Origin of the sequence: Bacillus halotolerans (genome assembly GCF_004006435.1) — a bacterium.
GTDB classification, from domain to species: Bacteria; Bacillota; Bacilli; order Bacillales; family Bacillaceae; genus Bacillus; species Bacillus halotolerans.
On record NZ_CP029364.1, the window covers coordinates 711,788 to 726,485 of the forward strand.

Below are 14,698 nucleotides of genomic sequence, written 5' to 3' on the forward strand. Positions count from 1 at the left end.
CTTATAAGAAAGCAGGCTCTATGCCTGCTTTTTCAAGCTATTTTCCTCTATGCTTTTTTTTAGCTTTTTGCTTTCTGATGAGATACTTTTGTTCTTTTATTTTTTCTCTTTGTTCTTTCGTTATTTGTTTTTTCTTTTGCTTCTTCGCTTCCAACTCTTGTTTCATTGCATCCTGTGCCTTTAAGGATGCTCCGGCACGTTTCAATTCCTTCGAAACCTGACGTTGCAATCTTTTCGGATTTATCTTTTTCTGATCTTGGGCCTTTACACTAACTCCTTCCTGCTCAGACTGGGACAGAGTCTTTAAGAGTTGTCTATTAACAAAATCGAATACTTCAGAATCCTTCGGCTCTTTTCCAAACAAATGCTGAGAGGCCTTTAGTTTTCCGTTTTTCACAACCTCAATAACTCCTACCCAAAACTGACCATTGTAGTAAATCGTTAATTTCATAACGATTCCCCCCTCTTTAAAATGATGAAAGAATGACGGACATCCCGAGGAGGGGAAGGTTACTGACATGATAAAAATGCATTCGGACTACCAACCGAATCGTGTTTTTTCATTCTTCCGCTTAAATTTTATCAATTTTTCCCTTTAGAGAAAAGATATTAAAGAATAAGTCATGCATCAGCTTGAACCTTTTTTCTCTTTTCAAAATCAAGGAATCCAAAGAAGACTGAAAAAAATTAAATAGAATTGCATTCTCTTCTTTCAATAGAATATCAAGCTACGGTTTCCTTTTGTTTCGCAAAAGCGAGGATCCCATTATTTGCATGCCCCTTTATGAAAGCAGCTTCTGCCGAACCAGTTTCATCTTTGTACTGAAAACGGAACTAACTCAAGTTCATTCGAGTCAGCTCCGCTTGATTATTAGTCCAAGTTTTGGTCGATGGTTCCCTCAAAATAGTCATCACTGACTTGTTCATGCGTTTCAGCCAAACCCTGTTCCAATTGTGTGGTTCCTTTGTAATCTGACGGTTCAAAATATCTTCCTGCGACATCCATATTTTCGTTTGCTTCTTCTTTGTTATTGGTTTGTTCGTTCTTACCTAATGTCTCTGACTTAGGATCGCCATTTTGATTAAAATCAAAGTCCTTGTCAATTTCCGAAAATCTTTTATAATCATCAGGTCTGTCTGCTCCATTTTTTTGAGTCACATCATCCACTCCCATTCCTTATCAATCAATATGACAGGCCAAAAACAATTGGCCCTATCTTGATATTAGGCTTTCCATTGAAACAAAACTTATTTGGTCCTCTTTGAACCTGTGCCATGTTTTTTAGGGTCATCTGCCTTGAATGCTGTTTCAGTCTCATGATCATTTCTTATTTGTTCAATACTTGAATTTTGAATCCCTTTTTTAGTCATGCTTTCACCTCTTTTCTGAAAACATTGGAATATCAGCTTCACCCTTATTCTGTCTTTTGAGCAGGCATTCATTCACCCCTTTTGACCAATAACAAAAAAATCATTCGTCATTAGTTCTGTATCTGCCAAACCATAATTTATCTTTCAGTCAACACAATAAGTTTAAAGAATGTAATATGACAGAAACTGTTCCGTTTACTGTAAGAAAAACACTCTTTGTTAGAGGATCAGCCAGCATGAAAACAAGTCTAGAATTATGTATTAAGACTAATTGCTGATGTGACTGCCGTTGGATCAGATACATTCTTGCCTAGTCCAATCTGGTGTTTTTTCATTGAATCGGAAAAGCAGATTAGATTGAAATAAGCCCTTCTCTCTGAGAAGGGCTAAGTAATGGTAATGACATTTACACAATCGGTTCATACGTTAACCACCGCCATATAATGAGGGCGGCGGGTGTATTCGCAAAGGGTGCAGCCGGTTTCTTTACACTCGCTGCTTATTTGATTACGAAATCACCGTATTCTGCTGAATGGATATTGATCGGTCCGTTCAGATTGTAGTTGTTCGACTTGGCGATAGAGCGAAGCACATCCACACGGGCAACCGATTCTCTCCACTCATCACGGGTGTCCGGATCTGCTGGATTCATCAGATCGTCATAGCGCACGTCCAGAAATTTATTTAACCATTTCTTCTCATCTATTCCGTCTTTAGGTGAGCCGCCCGCCTTTTTGTTCGTGCGTTTGATCAAGGCATAAAAAGAGTCAGGGTCATCACCATCGCCATGCTGAATAACTGTATCGTACATCACAGCTTTTGCCAGTGCCGTTTTCAATCCGGCATTCTCTGATCGTTTCATGGCAGGCTGATAATACAAGCGATCATTTACCTTGTCTTGGGCAGCACGGAAATCTTTATCATTTCCAAGCGAACGCCAGGCAGAAGCAAATCCCTTGAGGTTGCTTATGTCATCGCTTTCTTCTTCGGCCAGACGGCGCAATTCAGGCAGGTACTTTTTCAGTTTGTTATTCGGTACTGCCTTTGTGTATACTTCAACTACTTCCAATGCATCCCCGGTAGCCGTTGTAAAGCCTGCCCGGCCGCATGTATAGCCTCTTCCATCCCCCAAGGGTTCCACATATCCGTATTGGATTTCCGTCGTGCCGTTTTCAAAGATACTGGTCAGCTGTTCCGCCCGGCGCTTTTGATCCTTGTTCAGTCCGGCCGCAAAAACCGTATCACTCATCATCAGGGTAAAAAACATGGTAAAAATAAATGATGAAATCGCTGCCTTCTTCCAGAAACCTGCTTTTTTCTCCAAACTGATTTTCATTCTATTACCCCTTTCTACATATTGTAATTACGGACTCAGTATACATGAAGGGGTTGCCCTTTTGTTGAAAATACATCGATTTGTCAATTTTTTGAATCTTAATTACTACTCTTAATGGTAAATAGATTGCGGGTCTCATTTAAAAGACAGACATCATTTACACCACAGAGAGATTCTTGAGAGAAAAGGCTTTCCGACAAGGACTTCTCTTATTATCATTCGTTCCATTTTTAAAAGTAATCATTGCCAATCAGCTATCGTAGAAACTGTAACTAATAGGAATTCATGTAAGTCAAAAAAAGAATCCTTCTTTGTAAGGACTCTTCCCAATACCAAGATGTTTTTATTTAAACCATGCTTTCTTTAAATTGCTGGTAAAGTTATTATCATTAAAAGGAACATTTGCTTTACCGAAATCTGTTGTATGTAATGCATTCCTTGCGGCAGGAGTTAAATCATCCCATCCGATTAACGGTTGAGTTCCGCCTACTACATCATCGCTCATAAGTAATTCATGGTTCAGCGGCCAAGTGCTGTCATATGCAATCAAAGGATGATTATCTCTCATGTTGCTTCCACTTGGTGCTGCATTTGTGAATTTTCCGTGTCCGGAATATGCAATGGATAAAACTTTTGGATGTTGATTTGCTGGATTATCAATCCATACAACGATTCCTTCCCAGTCATGTCTGTGACCTAATTTTGGAGAGGCTTCATCTTTTGGAAAATACCAGGAATACATAATTGCCCAAACACCATTGTACCAAGCAGAACGCGAATATACTTGTCCAGTATTTTTGCTGCAATGTCCTTCAGGCGCTCCAGTAGGCTCTAAACCTCCACTTGTATTGCCTTGTGCATCGACTGCAGGAAAAGGCACGCACCCGCTATAAACCTTCAAATATGGCTGAAAACGTTTCGCCGCTTTTTGAGTAACAGTGGCAGGCGCTGCCTCTTTAAAACCGACAACCTTGTCATGATCGATTACTGCTGCATTTGCTGTTGAAACAATGCTGACAGAAGTGAAAACGGATAAAAAGAGAGCCAAGAAAAATTTGTTCATGATTCCAACTCCTTTTGACAATATAGACAATTATTAGTTATCAAAAATTCGAGTTGAAATCAATGTCATTTTTACAAACTTCACACATTTTGTTTCTAAAGTATTATTTGAATTTTTCTTATGTTTTAAATTCGGTAAATCATATTCATTTCAAAAACGTGTCACAAACACACAATAAGCCCCATCCACTAAGGACAGAGCTTTTTGTCATTTTAGAGGCCTTCAAGCACGTTTTCGTCTGTAGCACCGCCAGCAGAAAGCATCAGAAAAGAATACTAAAACTTCTCTGCACGAAGTGTCGGTTCTTCTGCAAACAATGATGATGTGCTGTTTCCTTACTCATCTTTTTTATCTTTATCGGCATCTTCATTATCCTCAACCGGATCTTCGGGATCAGTCTCATTATCTTTTTCATCATCTTTATTGATCGTATCGTCCTCATCAACACCCGGCGCATTGTTACCATTATTATCTTGATCGTTCTCCTCAACATCTGGAGTATTGTTATCTTGATCATTATTATTTTGATCATTATTACAGCCCATTAATATAAAAGTGGATAGACATAACGCAGTTATTATTTGCAGCCATTTTTTACTCATTTCCACCCTCCTCTCTTCTTTTTAATCCATATAAGTTTGTCCATTAAGTTCACTTTGATTCGTTCATTCTAAATGTCTTCTTGATCAGCATATTAATTCAATCCTTTGCGAAAACTATAAACAAAGGTGCTTAGGAAGTGGTTAAGAAGAAAAATAAATAACTATTCAAAATGCAGTTAACCATGTTAAACCAAATAATGTAAGACCATTCATGCCGATATCCTGCAGCACAAAATTCTCTAAGGTTGATTTATTCCTCCCTCTTTGGTGAAGTTGTTCTCTATCTTAAATATGTAGTTTCCTTATGAGTTCTTCATGCTATAAAAAACACCCCAATCGCTAAACTCATTGTCTAACAATTGGGGCGCAATTTACGATTCATTTATAATCTTAGGATTTGCTCCATATTGATTCTCTATTGTTTCACTATCTTGGCAGTTAAAGATCAGCATAATAATAGGACCAACCACCGGAATAAAGCCTATAAATATCCACCAGCCACTTTTGCCGATATCATGCAATCTGCGGATACTGAGAGCAAGAGACGGAAGAAAAACAGCTAACTGATAAAGAAAGATCAGAATATATGCCAGTAATCCCCCGCCATATCCAATTACATATCCTACTTGAGAACCGGCATATCCTTCTGCCGCCAATGGGCCTGATGTTAATAATCCAACTAGTATTAATGATAGCAGTAATAAAATAAAACAAATGATGCCATTAAAGAGATGAAACATCCAATATTCCTTTCGCCGAGCTCTCCCTTCAAAATTGACATAGTTCTTTAAGCCATTCCAATACCATTTCATATAGTTTCCTCCATTACCAACACTATAGATTACTGCAAAACATATCCATTATATCATAAAAATGATTTGGCTATAAAACTAGTCAATGGCAAAAAGACCTCATAGAACTTGCTATACAAAAAATGAAGGCAGTCGTAAAACAAAAATGGACAAGCTGATTGTCCTCACTCCTTTAGTTCCATTCTTAGTCAACTGACAACAAAACAGGAATTAACGAAATACGCCAACATACACTTTGTATGAATGTAAACGAAGGAGTGGTTACTTTGTATCATTACTTTTATGTTCCTGTGTTAATTCCTCACTTACCACCTGCTCATCACACGCAAAGAAATCAAGACTTTTCAGAAAGACAGCGAAGAAGAGAAATCACATTGAATGTAGATGGTTTTATACCGCCATCTTCCACCGAGGATCTCGGAGACGGCTTTTATTCTTACGCATGGACTAACCAACAGGTCATAGATCCCGGTGAATACCTTGTTTGTTATCTTGAAGGAAGAGATATAAAGGTAATAAATGGCGGGTTTACTCCACGTGATTATGCTCCAATGTATGCAATAGGCAGTTTTCCGAGGAGAAGAAACCAGTGGGTGATTACGATTCATAATCCTCTTCAAACCCAAAGAGCCATATCACTTTATCTCATTGCGAAAAGATAACACAAAACAAAAACGGCAGGAACGCCTTTATCAGCGTTTCCTGCCGTTTTTCTGTATGATTCCGCCTGGGTTCGAACCAGTGGCCTCTCCCCTGTCAAGGAGGAAGGGACTATATGCCGATACGAACTTACGTATTATTTTAATAACCATATTTTATAGGGTTTTCTAACAAGAATTTCTGATAAAAAACCTTTTGTTTTGACTAAAAAGTTTGTCCCCTATTCGTCCCCATCTGTTCCCAAATGGCATTACAACATACTTCGTCTATTCACTGTGATCGAATCCTTTCACCTAACTTATATTTGGTTATCAGAAACAGCCCTATTAATAAATTATTAGTGAATTTGGCCATACCATATCATATAAACTTCATATATTAATATTGATTAAAATAATAGGAGGGCTTAAATTGGGTTATTATAAAAAATATAAAGAAGAGTATTACACTTGGAAAAAAACTTATTACAAAAAGTATTATGACCACGATAAGAAGCATTATGATTGCGACAAAAAGTATTATGACTGCGATAAGAAGCATTATGATTGCGACAATAAGTATTATGATTTTGATCATAACAAGAAGTATTATGATGATGATCACGATTATCATTACGATAAAAAGTATTATGATGACGATGATCATTATTATGATTTTGTCGAATCGTATAAAAAACATCACTAAATCTCTTAAGCATCTATAAAAGTTTCTGCTTTATATCAAGTGATGCGAAAATAGAAAAGCTCCCTATTGTGTGGGAGCTTTTCTTAGAAAATTGAGATTTTATGTTCCTATCCAGGTTCAAATTAAACACCGCTGAACTTTTCAATGATTTTGACCCTAAAAAGAGACAGGATCAATGAATTTCTAAGCCGAAAAATCAAGTTTGCCCTTTTATTTCAAAGCCTATTGAATTGTACATCTGATGACTTCTGAATGAAAATAATGATTGTTGGCAGAATTGGACAACAATCCGCCAACACTTTACTACTTAATTACAGGTGGTTGATTCTTAACCATTGAATGTTTTTAAGGAACCTTTTACTCATTCACATTGCTTTTCATTAACCATTCTACTTCCGTTAATTCTTGTTTTTGAACGTCTTTTGTGTGTTTTTTCGTGAAATGTTCTTTAACAGCTTCTTCGTTTTCCCAAATCTCCCAAAGCATTATTTTGCGTTCTGATGGTTCAAGCGGATATGCATGGAATGTAATACACCCTTCTTCTTTGTTTGTTTCTTCCTCAAGTTTTTTAAATTCCTTCATTATTTCATTAAGGTCTTTATCACTGATGATTTTTAAGCATGCAGTTATGTAATGCACCGAAATTCCTCCTCACATCATTTTATGACTTTTCATTATAACATTTTCTTGAAAAATGTAGATGTCATTTATAAATCATTAAACGACATCGATAGCCTTTTAGACCAATTTTCTATAAATTCTAAAGCAAGCTAAAGGGTCGATATCAGACGATATGGTCCTTATTTATGTTTATTCCGACCTTTTTGTAATCTAAATAGATGGACTTTTCAAAAAATAATTCTATTAGAGGGTGTCCATAGTGGTATAATATTAAATATATGTAAAGAAGAAACAGCTGTTTGACGGCTATTAAAACAAAATGCCCTTATATAGCTCTGATTAATTTGCCGAACAATAATTGATCTCTTCGTGATAAGACCGTCATTTCTCATATAAATCATATCTAATGCTGTTTTCTCAATTAATGAACGTTTTAAAATCGATTCCATGCTTTCCTCCTCCTTCTCTACCATTATTTTATACGAACATTAGTTCTATTCCAAGCAAAAAAAAACGAATGTTCGTTCTGGTATTATTTACTCAAGGAGGCAACTGAATTGAATGATTTTGAACAAAAAGTGTGACCCATTTAGGAAAAATCCTTCGTTGGATCAGTTGAAGATAAAAACCGGGAAGAATGAACGAGCTATACGGGAAGCCGTCAAGAATCTTATGAGGCAGCGTTTGTTAAAATGGGATAAGAAAAAGAATAAATGGATTGTTTAAAAATCCCACCTTAAAAGATGGGGTTTAACAGGGTAATATCGCTTAGATATTAATAGCTTTTTCGGCTACATGGAAAGTTCCAGAATCATTCATAGCAGCATATACATTTTCCACATTTAATAAACCTGCAAAAAGAATACCGATTAAAGCGGAGCTGATTAAAAATTTTTTCATTATATAGCCTCCGTAACCTTAAGTATTTGTGTTTGTGCATGTATAGTTCTCTTTAAGAAGTTTCTTCCCTCTGCATAGTTTCTTTGCTCATAATGAAAGTCACCCAATTTTTCTGTTAATTCTGCAAAATCAGACCACAGGCGTTTCTTTTCCAAATAGTCTAAGCTTCGATTTACTTCTGTTTCATTATATTCTTCATATATTGAATTAATGATCTTTAATTTCGCCATGTATTCTTCTTCATTAGAATCTTCAGCCCGTTTTAAAGCTGTTTCATAAAAGAAACGCGCTTCCTTAGGTTTGTTGCTTTGGTAAAGTACATTTGCCATCATATATAATGATCTTACTCCATACACTGTATCAAGATGTTCTTTCATGTCTATTGCTTTTTTGAAATGCTCTTCAGCTGCACTTAGGTTTTGGGTCCTTAAATAAACCAAGCCTAAATTATGAAAGATCACCCCAATGATCCTTTTTGCCTTTTTCTCACTCATTCCCTCAGCGACACTTAAAGCTTCTCGGTAATATGATTCCGCCTCTGTCAGCCGGTACATATCGTACATATTAGCTCCAAACATCATATTGCATCCGATCACTTTCACCTTATACAATTGATTTTTTTCAAACAAATGCTTAGCTTTTTTTAAATGATTCAGGGAAACAAAATGCTGATCAATTTGATAGTAGGCATCTGCTATTTTATAATGAAATTCAGCTTGTTCCATTTCATCTGAAACTGCAGTCAATTCTTCCTCAGCTTTACGATAATAACTTATCGCTTCCACGTATTCTTTATGATCAAATTCATACATCCCTCGGAAAAATAATGAGTAATATTTTAAAAGGCCTGTAAGTCTTTTTTGTGGTTTTTCTATTTTTTCAAGTAGTTCATCAACTGTGGGACGATCCCGATATCTGTCTTCTGGCTCCAATGAATCTAACATCAATTGATGACGGAAACACATCAATGAATAATAAACAAGTAAATCCTGATCCTCTTCCATTTCCTCTATTTCTTGCTCCACTTCCGCCTTTAAGATTTCTGCATCTGGAACACTGAATTGACGAATCATTTTATACCATTCATTGATCTTGACTCCCACTCGGGATGACGGTAAAACTTGGTCCATACATACCCCTCCCTCTTATGTCTATTTTTGTAATATTGTAACATTTCCAAAAAGTGTTTATACCGCAAAAAAACCGCAAACTTTTTCTTCGGTTAGTTTCGTGGAGGATTCATTTTCCAGATAGAAGGTTTTTTGTATTACTCAATATCATTATATGGTGAAATTTTGTTAATCGTTGAAACACGAAGCTTAATAAGAAAGGATATGATCATGAAGGTATTTGAAGCTAAATCACTGCTTTCCGAAGCTGAAAACCGTGCAAAGGAATACAAAGAATTAAGAAGTCAGATGGTCAATCTAAAAAAGGCTTTTAAAGCTGTAGCTGATTTAGATGACAGTGAGTTTTCCGGCAAAGGCGCCGACAACATTAAAGCATTTTATCAAGACCACGCAGGTGTAGCTGACAATTGGATTGACTTACTTGATATGAAAATTGCTTTCTTGACGAGCATTTCAGGCACTTTAGAGGACGCCAGCTTATCTGATGCATATATAGAAGAATCCTTCTTAGAACACGAACTGGCTAACGCCTACACAAAATCAAAATCCATAATGTCTGAACAAAAGAAAGCGATGAAAGATATCTTACATGATATCGATGACATCCTCCCACTTGATTTGTTCTCGACAGAAGACTTTAAAGACGAACTCGCCGATGCGGAGGACAAACGCAAAAAAACAGTCGATAAACTAGGCAGCGTGGACGAAGCACTTGTTACTGAATATGCCCAGTCAGAACCAAACGAGCAATTCATCAAGAAGGACTTCCAAAAGCTTGAGGAATCAACAGGCGAAGGCAAAAACGCTACGCCAATCAATTACAATGCCAAAGCTTATCGAGAAAGTGATATACATAAGAAAAAAGGCGATATTGAGAAACAGGCTGAAGCTTATTTGAAGATCAAGAAAGATGAAGCGAAAAAACGAGAAATCATAGATTTAAAGAAGAAGCTAACTGGCGGAGTGACGGATCCGGATAAATACTTAGAAATTGCCAAGAAGGTCGGCTATGAGAATCTTACCCCTGAACAGCTTGAATTTGTTTCATTTCTTGAACAGCGTAAAGCTTTCATGGATAACGGAAAAATAAGTGTTGCAAATCATAAGTGATGGCGCCAAAGGTGCGATTGTTGGTGTATACGATCTTGCCAAGGATACCGGCGAAGGAGCCATTCAATTTGGATGGGATATCGGTTGGACAATTGACAACTTAAACAAGGATCCTCAAAAAGTGCTGGATACAGTTCTGGAATACGACTATCAAGCCGCCTTTCAAAGTATGGTTGACACATTGAAGTATGATTGGGATAAAAAAATGATTCATGGGGATGCATACACACTGATGCACTATGTTACTTACTTGGGCGGAAGTCTTCTGTTATTGAAAGGTGGAAAGTCCTCTGTCTCAACAGGATCGAAGGATCTTGCTAAAGTTGGGAAAGCAGCTAGTGGCCCAATTAAGAAAGGCGGAAAGTCTGTAAAACAGTTTGTCAAATCTCCTGTAAATCGGTATGCTCCTGCATTAGAAGGGCTCCTTCAAGATGCCGAGAATACCATTAACGTGAAAAATACGGCACTCCTAAAAAGAATAGCCGATTCCACTAAAGATAGTGTACTCTTTAAATCAATCAATGGTAAGTCATCAAAAAACAAGACAGTTAAAAAGGGCCTTTCCAAAAAATCAAGAGAAGTTGCGCTTCCAAAGGTAGATACATATGAACAAGCTAGAAATGAGGCGTTAAATCTAATTGGTGATTTAGGAATAGATTCAAAGCCTTTTATAGGTACTTTATCTAAAAGCGCAGGCTTTGGTAAAGTTACTGGCCGAATGTCTGGAGATAATAAAGTCCTTTGGAGATTAGATTATGACCCCGAAAAGGGACCTCATATAAATGTTGAGGATTATAGAAATGGAAAAGGAGATAAAGCAAAGAAATATTATATACCTTTTAACGGAAACGAAGATACTTATAAATCCCTTTTAAAACATTTAAATAAATAGGAAGTGTTAATATGACTTTATACGAAGAATGTCTAGAAGCTCTTGGAGATAACAAAGAAGTCCTCACTATTTCTGAGACACGCAAATATCATGAACAACTTGGCGAAAGTTTCCCCTTCACATCATGGGGTAGAATTAAATGGGATGAAGTAACTACTCACAGATCTATTGATTATGCTGAAGATATCGACGAATGGTTAATTGAGAATAAAATAGATGATAAAACTGTTATTCTCCTTTGGGCTTACGGTGATTATCCAGCTGTAAAAACCAGCTTAGACAACGCCTTAAACGTAATTGATGATGTAACTGCTGTAGGTTCAGATACTTTCATGTTCAGCGAATCTGGTTATGTTATTGAATTTTTCCATGATGGAGATGTAACAATAGGAAAGGCAATTTGAAAATAATAGCCCTTCTTAGTAAAGAGGATCAATATGAACTTAGAGAAAAAAATGGAAGCTATATTAATTAAAAGAAAAAAACTTAATCCTAATGATGACTATGGAATTCAAAAAAGTTGGGATGAAATAATTGAAGTACTCTCAGATAATGAGGAAAATACAATTAACTATCTAGAAAATTGTAATAAAGAAGATTTATATTGGATCAGTGAAGTATTTGAAGACTTAGCTGAAAGTTTACAAAGTAAAGAACTTATTAATTGTTTAAGAAAATTAGATGAAAAATACCCTGACTTAGAAATGACAAATGATATTGATATAGCAGAAAGTTATTTAGAATAAGATACGTACCATTTCTCAGATTTGAAGTTAAAATTTCTTGGTGGTGATAAGTAATGATCGAAATCGAAATTTATGAACCTGTATTTCAATTTCTAGGAGGTATTTTTCATCAAGATATAGAAACTCCAGAATCAGCACTGGCCGAATACTTAGAAGAGATACCAAAAGAAGAGCAAAAAACTGATATAGTAGCATTAAAAGATTTTATTAACAGCGATTATTCGGATGAAGAAAAGAATGATTTTATCGATGAAGCTGCTGACGGAGTAGACATTCTTAGTTACGACGTATCTCCAATCATATGGCTCGAACAAGTTATTCAAAAAATCGAAAAGAATATTGAAACCTTATTATCCATTAAACCTAGCATAGAAACAGGGCTGATTTTGACTTCACTTCTTAATCAGCCCCAAAAAAATTTCGTCCTCAATTCGTCCCCATGTAGGAACAAAGCTAACAAATATAACTAAATACAAAATAAAAAACCCTTGCTACGCAAGGGTTTAAGCTATGATTCCGACTGGGCTCGAACCAGCGACCTCTACCCTGTCACAAGGTAGCGATTATATTCTAACATTAAGCTTATAAGCTGGCTTGCACATGCCCGCTTAACCCCGAGTAACTCTGCTACCACTATACACTTATGGTATGCTGGATAAGGGAAACATCATTTCATATACCATTAGACATATTACGGATTGCTCAATTTTCATATAACTGTTGGAAACGGTTTTTCCGTCTGCGATAATTAAATAAGAGGTGAAATCAATGAATGGTATAGAGTTTTTAGAGTCCGTGTCTCAATTGGGACAAATAATTTTATTATTCTCCGGCTACGCCCTTTACTGGAGATTAGGTAAAACAAAAAAAGAACGAAAACTTACAAAATCCGAAACTTTTCTTAGATTCTTTGTAATGTTCGGGATATTTGCATGGGCACTTTCGTTTCTTGCTTTGCACTTGTGGTAACAATCTTCTGTCGATATTTGACTTATTATGTCTAATTTGCTTAATTCTAAATAAAATTCCCTTTTTATTGAAAAATTGTATGTTACTATTGAATTGCTTTACCATTTCAAAAAAGGGGGAGTTCACACATGTTGAAAAGATTGTTTTTTCTGGCGTCGATTTTCTTTCTTGCTATTGCCACAATAGCACCAGCAGCTTCAGCAACACAATTGAATCCGGAGGACGGTTTAGATGGCTTAACTGAAGGACAAATTGAAAAATCTGTTGCAGAAGTTGAGTACATCTTTACTAAAATTTTAGTTTTTGACAAAGAGACGGGATATACAGTCAATGAGGACGAGCTTGAAAAAGCTCCTTATCCACCAGCTCAAAAAGAGGGCATGATTGCTTTCGCTAATTATATGAATAAGGAATATAATTATACCGATGTCAAAATTAATAGTGTTCAAGGATGTTTAGAAGATGCACTTAACTTAAGTAAAGGTGCTTTGAATCAAGTTCAAAAAGCCATTCAAAACGGAGATTGGTTGACTGTTGTAGGATTTCTAGGAACTATAGGTTTAGCAGTTTCCCCACCAGCAGTATTTGCATTCTTCCTACTCTGTGGTGCTCCAGTGGCAAAGATTGCTCCACAAGAAAATTGATAAATGAATTTTAACCCCCTTCTACAACAGAAGGGGGTTAATTTTTTATAATTTCGCTTCAAGTTTCGCTTTAGTCTTAGGTCCATAAATACCGTCAGCTTTTAACCATTCATCAGTTGGAACCGTTTAACCGCGTTTGCGGTTTTTGATCCGTAATATCTTTATTTCATTCGATTCGTTTTTGTCTGTTTATCACATAAATAAAAGCCCTCTATTTAAAGGGCTTTCTAGATTGATGATGCTTATGTTTGAAGACGATCCGATGTAATTTGAAATGAATTTTAAGTTTGACTTTCTGTTAAGCTGGATCCAAACCCACATAGAAAACGAATGACACCCCTAGGATAAGACATACCTTCTTTTTAAAAGTCAATACTGGCATTCTCCCCTTTGAATTTGCGTTTGAGCAATCATTTTCTGATGATAAACATAGAATATTTCAAATTCTTTAGAGTTTGCGTAAGCAGCTGCGTTCTCACAGGCAACGTCTTCTACATACGAATAGTTTTTGTTTCTTTCTAAGTATTCTATTGTTTTATTAACCCCTTGTTGGTCATCTGCATCGACATAAAGTGCTTTTAAGTTACCCTGTAATTTCGTGAAGAGCTCCTCGCCTTGATAAATAGCTGCGGAAAAGCCTATATCAATTTTTTCATTAAAAATAAGAATGATCTTGCACTTGTCGGGATTGCCCAAGACTTCGATAATACGTATAACGCCAAAAATACTCCTCTACTTAAAAGTACTATTGAAGATGAAAAAGAGAGTGTTCTGAAGAAATCTGTCAATTCAAATGGTATTAATAAGAAAACGATAAAGCACCACGTATACCATGAGGAATAAACAGAAAAAACAAAGCTGTCGGTTATCATCATGAGAGTATGATGAGTGGTAGCAGAATAAGTCCAGGAACAGAAGAAGTACCTGATATAAATGGGGTATATAGAGCTAAGGTAGAAGTAAAAGGAGTAAAAAAAGTATGGGATAGAGTAAAAGTTTACAATACAATTTCTGAAGCTTACAAAAACAAAAAACAAATACGAGATAATAAGTATATCGGCAAAACTTCATCAGGAATTGATGTGGAGATGTACCTTAATAAGGATGGCTCAATAGCAAATGCATATCCTTTATATAAAAAACCAAAGGAATGATTGA

General features: G+C 36.1%; 18 protein-coding genes and 4 pseudogenes. 9 read left to right on the forward strand and 13 right to left on the reverse strand.

Annotated elements, in window-relative coordinates:
• Nucleotides 1-37: 37 nt before the first annotated feature.
• The 7 genes from DIC78_RS03485 to DIC78_RS03520 form a co-directional block, all read right to left on the reverse strand.
• Nucleotides 38-451 (reverse strand): YjdF family protein, encoded by a 414-nt coding sequence (locus tag DIC78_RS03485; RefSeq protein ID WP_206197104.1) that lies wholly within the window; start codon nucleotides 449-451, stop codon nucleotides 38-40.
• A 420-nt stretch (nucleotides 452-871) separates the two neighbouring features.
• Entirely contained in the window at nucleotides 872-1,159 is a 288-nt protein-coding gene (locus DIC78_RS03490; protein ID WP_024121001.1) for a YozQ family protein, read from the reverse strand.
• An 89-nt stretch (nucleotides 1,160-1,248) separates the two neighbouring features.
• Nucleotides 1,249-1,371 (reverse strand): hypothetical protein, encoded by a 123-nt coding sequence (locus DIC78_RS03495; protein WP_059292995.1) that lies wholly within the window; start codon nucleotides 1,369-1,371, stop codon nucleotides 1,249-1,251.
• Nucleotides 1,372-1,870: 499 nt separating this feature from the next.
• Nucleotides 1,871-2,707: a chitosanase gene (csn, locus tag DIC78_RS03500; RefSeq protein ID WP_024120999.1), complete on the reverse strand. Its 837-nt coding sequence runs from the start codon at nucleotides 2,705-2,707 to the stop codon at nucleotides 1,871-1,873.
• A gap of 343 nt (nucleotides 2,708-3,050) precedes the next feature.
• Complete coding sequence (locus DIC78_RS03510; RefSeq protein ID WP_106020490.1) at nucleotides 3,051-3,770, reverse strand: NPP1 family protein; 720 nt, start codon at nucleotides 3,768-3,770, stop codon at nucleotides 3,051-3,053.
• Between the two features lie 335 nt (nucleotides 3,771-4,105).
• A complete protein-coding gene (locus tag DIC78_RS03515; protein WP_024120997.1) occupies nucleotides 4,106-4,372 on the reverse strand; it encodes a hypothetical protein in 267 nt (88 codons plus the stop codon).
• Between the two features lie 371 nt (nucleotides 4,373-4,743).
• The gene (locus DIC78_RS03520; RefSeq protein ID WP_024120995.1) at nucleotides 4,744-5,184 is read right to left on the reverse strand and encodes a DUF805 domain-containing protein; all 441 of its coding nucleotides are present in this window, start codon (nucleotides 5,182-5,184) and stop codon (nucleotides 4,744-4,746) included.
• Nucleotides 5,185-5,450: 266 nt separating this feature from the next.
• Between DIC78_RS03520 and DIC78_RS03525 the strand changes: the two genes are divergently transcribed.
• Both DIC78_RS03525 and cotU read left to right on the forward strand, forming a co-directional pair.
• Nucleotides 5,451-5,846, forward strand: a complete 396-nt coding sequence (locus DIC78_RS03525; RefSeq protein WP_024120994.1) for a hypothetical protein — start codon at nucleotides 5,451-5,453, stop codon at nucleotides 5,844-5,846.
• 409 nt (nucleotides 5,847-6,255) lie between these two features.
• Nucleotides 6,256-6,528: a spore coat protein CotU gene (gene cotU, locus DIC78_RS03530; RefSeq protein WP_127695450.1), complete on the forward strand. Its 273-nt coding sequence runs from the start codon at nucleotides 6,256-6,258 to the stop codon at nucleotides 6,526-6,528.
• A 357-nt stretch (nucleotides 6,529-6,885) separates the two neighbouring features.
• On the opposite strand, the gene DIC78_RS03535 is transcribed toward cotU, so the two are convergent.
• The 4 genes from DIC78_RS03535 to DIC78_RS03545 form a co-directional block, all read right to left on the reverse strand.
• Nucleotides 6,886-7,173, reverse strand: a complete 288-nt coding sequence (locus tag DIC78_RS03535) for a putative quinol monooxygenase (protein ID WP_223203927.1) — start codon at nucleotides 7,171-7,173, stop codon at nucleotides 6,886-6,888.
• Between the two features lie 203 nt (nucleotides 7,174-7,376).
• Nucleotides 7,377-7,598, reverse strand: a complete 222-nt coding sequence (locus tag DIC78_RS03540; RefSeq protein ID WP_059336151.1) for a hypothetical protein — start codon at nucleotides 7,596-7,598, stop codon at nucleotides 7,377-7,379.
• Nucleotides 7,599-7,917: 319 nt separating this feature from the next.
• Nucleotides 7,918-8,049 (reverse strand): hypothetical protein, encoded by a 132-nt coding sequence (locus tag DIC78_RS21985; RefSeq protein WP_255004112.1) that lies wholly within the window; start codon nucleotides 8,047-8,049, stop codon nucleotides 7,918-7,920.
• Nucleotides 8,049-9,179 carry a Rap family tetratricopeptide repeat protein gene (locus DIC78_RS03545; protein WP_059336152.1) on the reverse strand — a complete coding sequence of 377 codons (1,131 nt, stop codon included), beginning with the start codon at nucleotides 9,177-9,179 and terminating at the stop codon, nucleotides 8,049-8,051. The genes DIC78_RS21985 and DIC78_RS03545 overlap by 1 nt, the downstream gene beginning before the upstream one ends.
• Before the next feature lie 210 nt (nucleotides 9,180-9,389).
• Between DIC78_RS03545 and DIC78_RS21990 the strand changes: the two are divergent.
• The 6 genes and pseudogenes from DIC78_RS21990 to DIC78_RS03575 all read left to right on the forward strand — a co-directional run bounded on the left by DIC78_RS21990 (nucleotide 9,390) and on the right by DIC78_RS03575 (nucleotide 13,540).
• Nucleotides 9,390-11,181 (forward strand): annotated as a pseudogene (locus tag DIC78_RS21990) (T7SS effector LXG polymorphic toxin).
• Nucleotides 11,182-11,192: 11 nt separating this feature from the next.
• Nucleotides 11,193-11,585, forward strand: coding sequence for a CDI toxin immunity protein (locus DIC78_RS03555; protein WP_059336153.1), 393 nt, complete (start codon nucleotides 11,193-11,195; stop codon nucleotides 11,583-11,585).
• A gap of 33 nt (nucleotides 11,586-11,618) precedes the next feature.
• Nucleotides 11,619-11,927, forward strand: coding sequence for a hypothetical protein (locus DIC78_RS03560; protein ID WP_127695452.1), 309 nt, complete (start codon nucleotides 11,619-11,621; stop codon nucleotides 11,925-11,927).
• 53 nt (nucleotides 11,928-11,980) lie between these two features.
• Nucleotides 11,981-12,277: pseudogene (locus DIC78_RS03565) on the forward strand (contact-dependent growth inhibition system immunity protein); the annotation flags it as partial.
• Between the two features lie 418 nt (nucleotides 12,278-12,695).
• Nucleotides 12,696-12,896, forward strand: coding sequence for a hypothetical protein (locus DIC78_RS21735; RefSeq protein WP_059293010.1), 201 nt, complete (start codon nucleotides 12,696-12,698; stop codon nucleotides 12,894-12,896).
• Between the two features lie 128 nt (nucleotides 12,897-13,024).
• Nucleotides 13,025-13,540: a hypothetical protein gene (locus tag DIC78_RS03575; RefSeq protein WP_059293011.1), complete on the forward strand. Its 516-nt coding sequence runs from the start codon at nucleotides 13,025-13,027 to the stop codon at nucleotides 13,538-13,540.
• A 45-nt stretch (nucleotides 13,541-13,585) separates the two neighbouring features.
• Here the strand turns inward: DIC78_RS03575 and DIC78_RS21740 are convergent.
• Together DIC78_RS21740 and DIC78_RS03585 are read right to left on the reverse strand one after the other, a co-directional pair.
• Nucleotides 13,586-13,695: pseudogene (locus DIC78_RS21740) on the reverse strand (peptidoglycan-binding domain-containing protein); the annotation flags it as partial.
• Nucleotides 13,696-13,909: 214 nt separating this feature from the next.
• Nucleotides 13,910-14,179 (reverse strand): annotated as a pseudogene (locus DIC78_RS03585) (aspartate phosphatase); the annotation flags it as partial.
• Between the two features lie 245 nt (nucleotides 14,180-14,424).
• On the opposite strand from DIC78_RS03585, the gene DIC78_RS22120 reads away from it, so the two are divergent.
• Nucleotides 14,425-14,694, forward strand: coding sequence for an EndoU domain-containing protein (locus DIC78_RS22120; RefSeq protein WP_373690223.1), 270 nt, complete (start codon nucleotides 14,425-14,427; stop codon nucleotides 14,692-14,694).
• The last annotated feature ends 4 nt before the right edge of the window (nucleotides 14,695-14,698 follow it).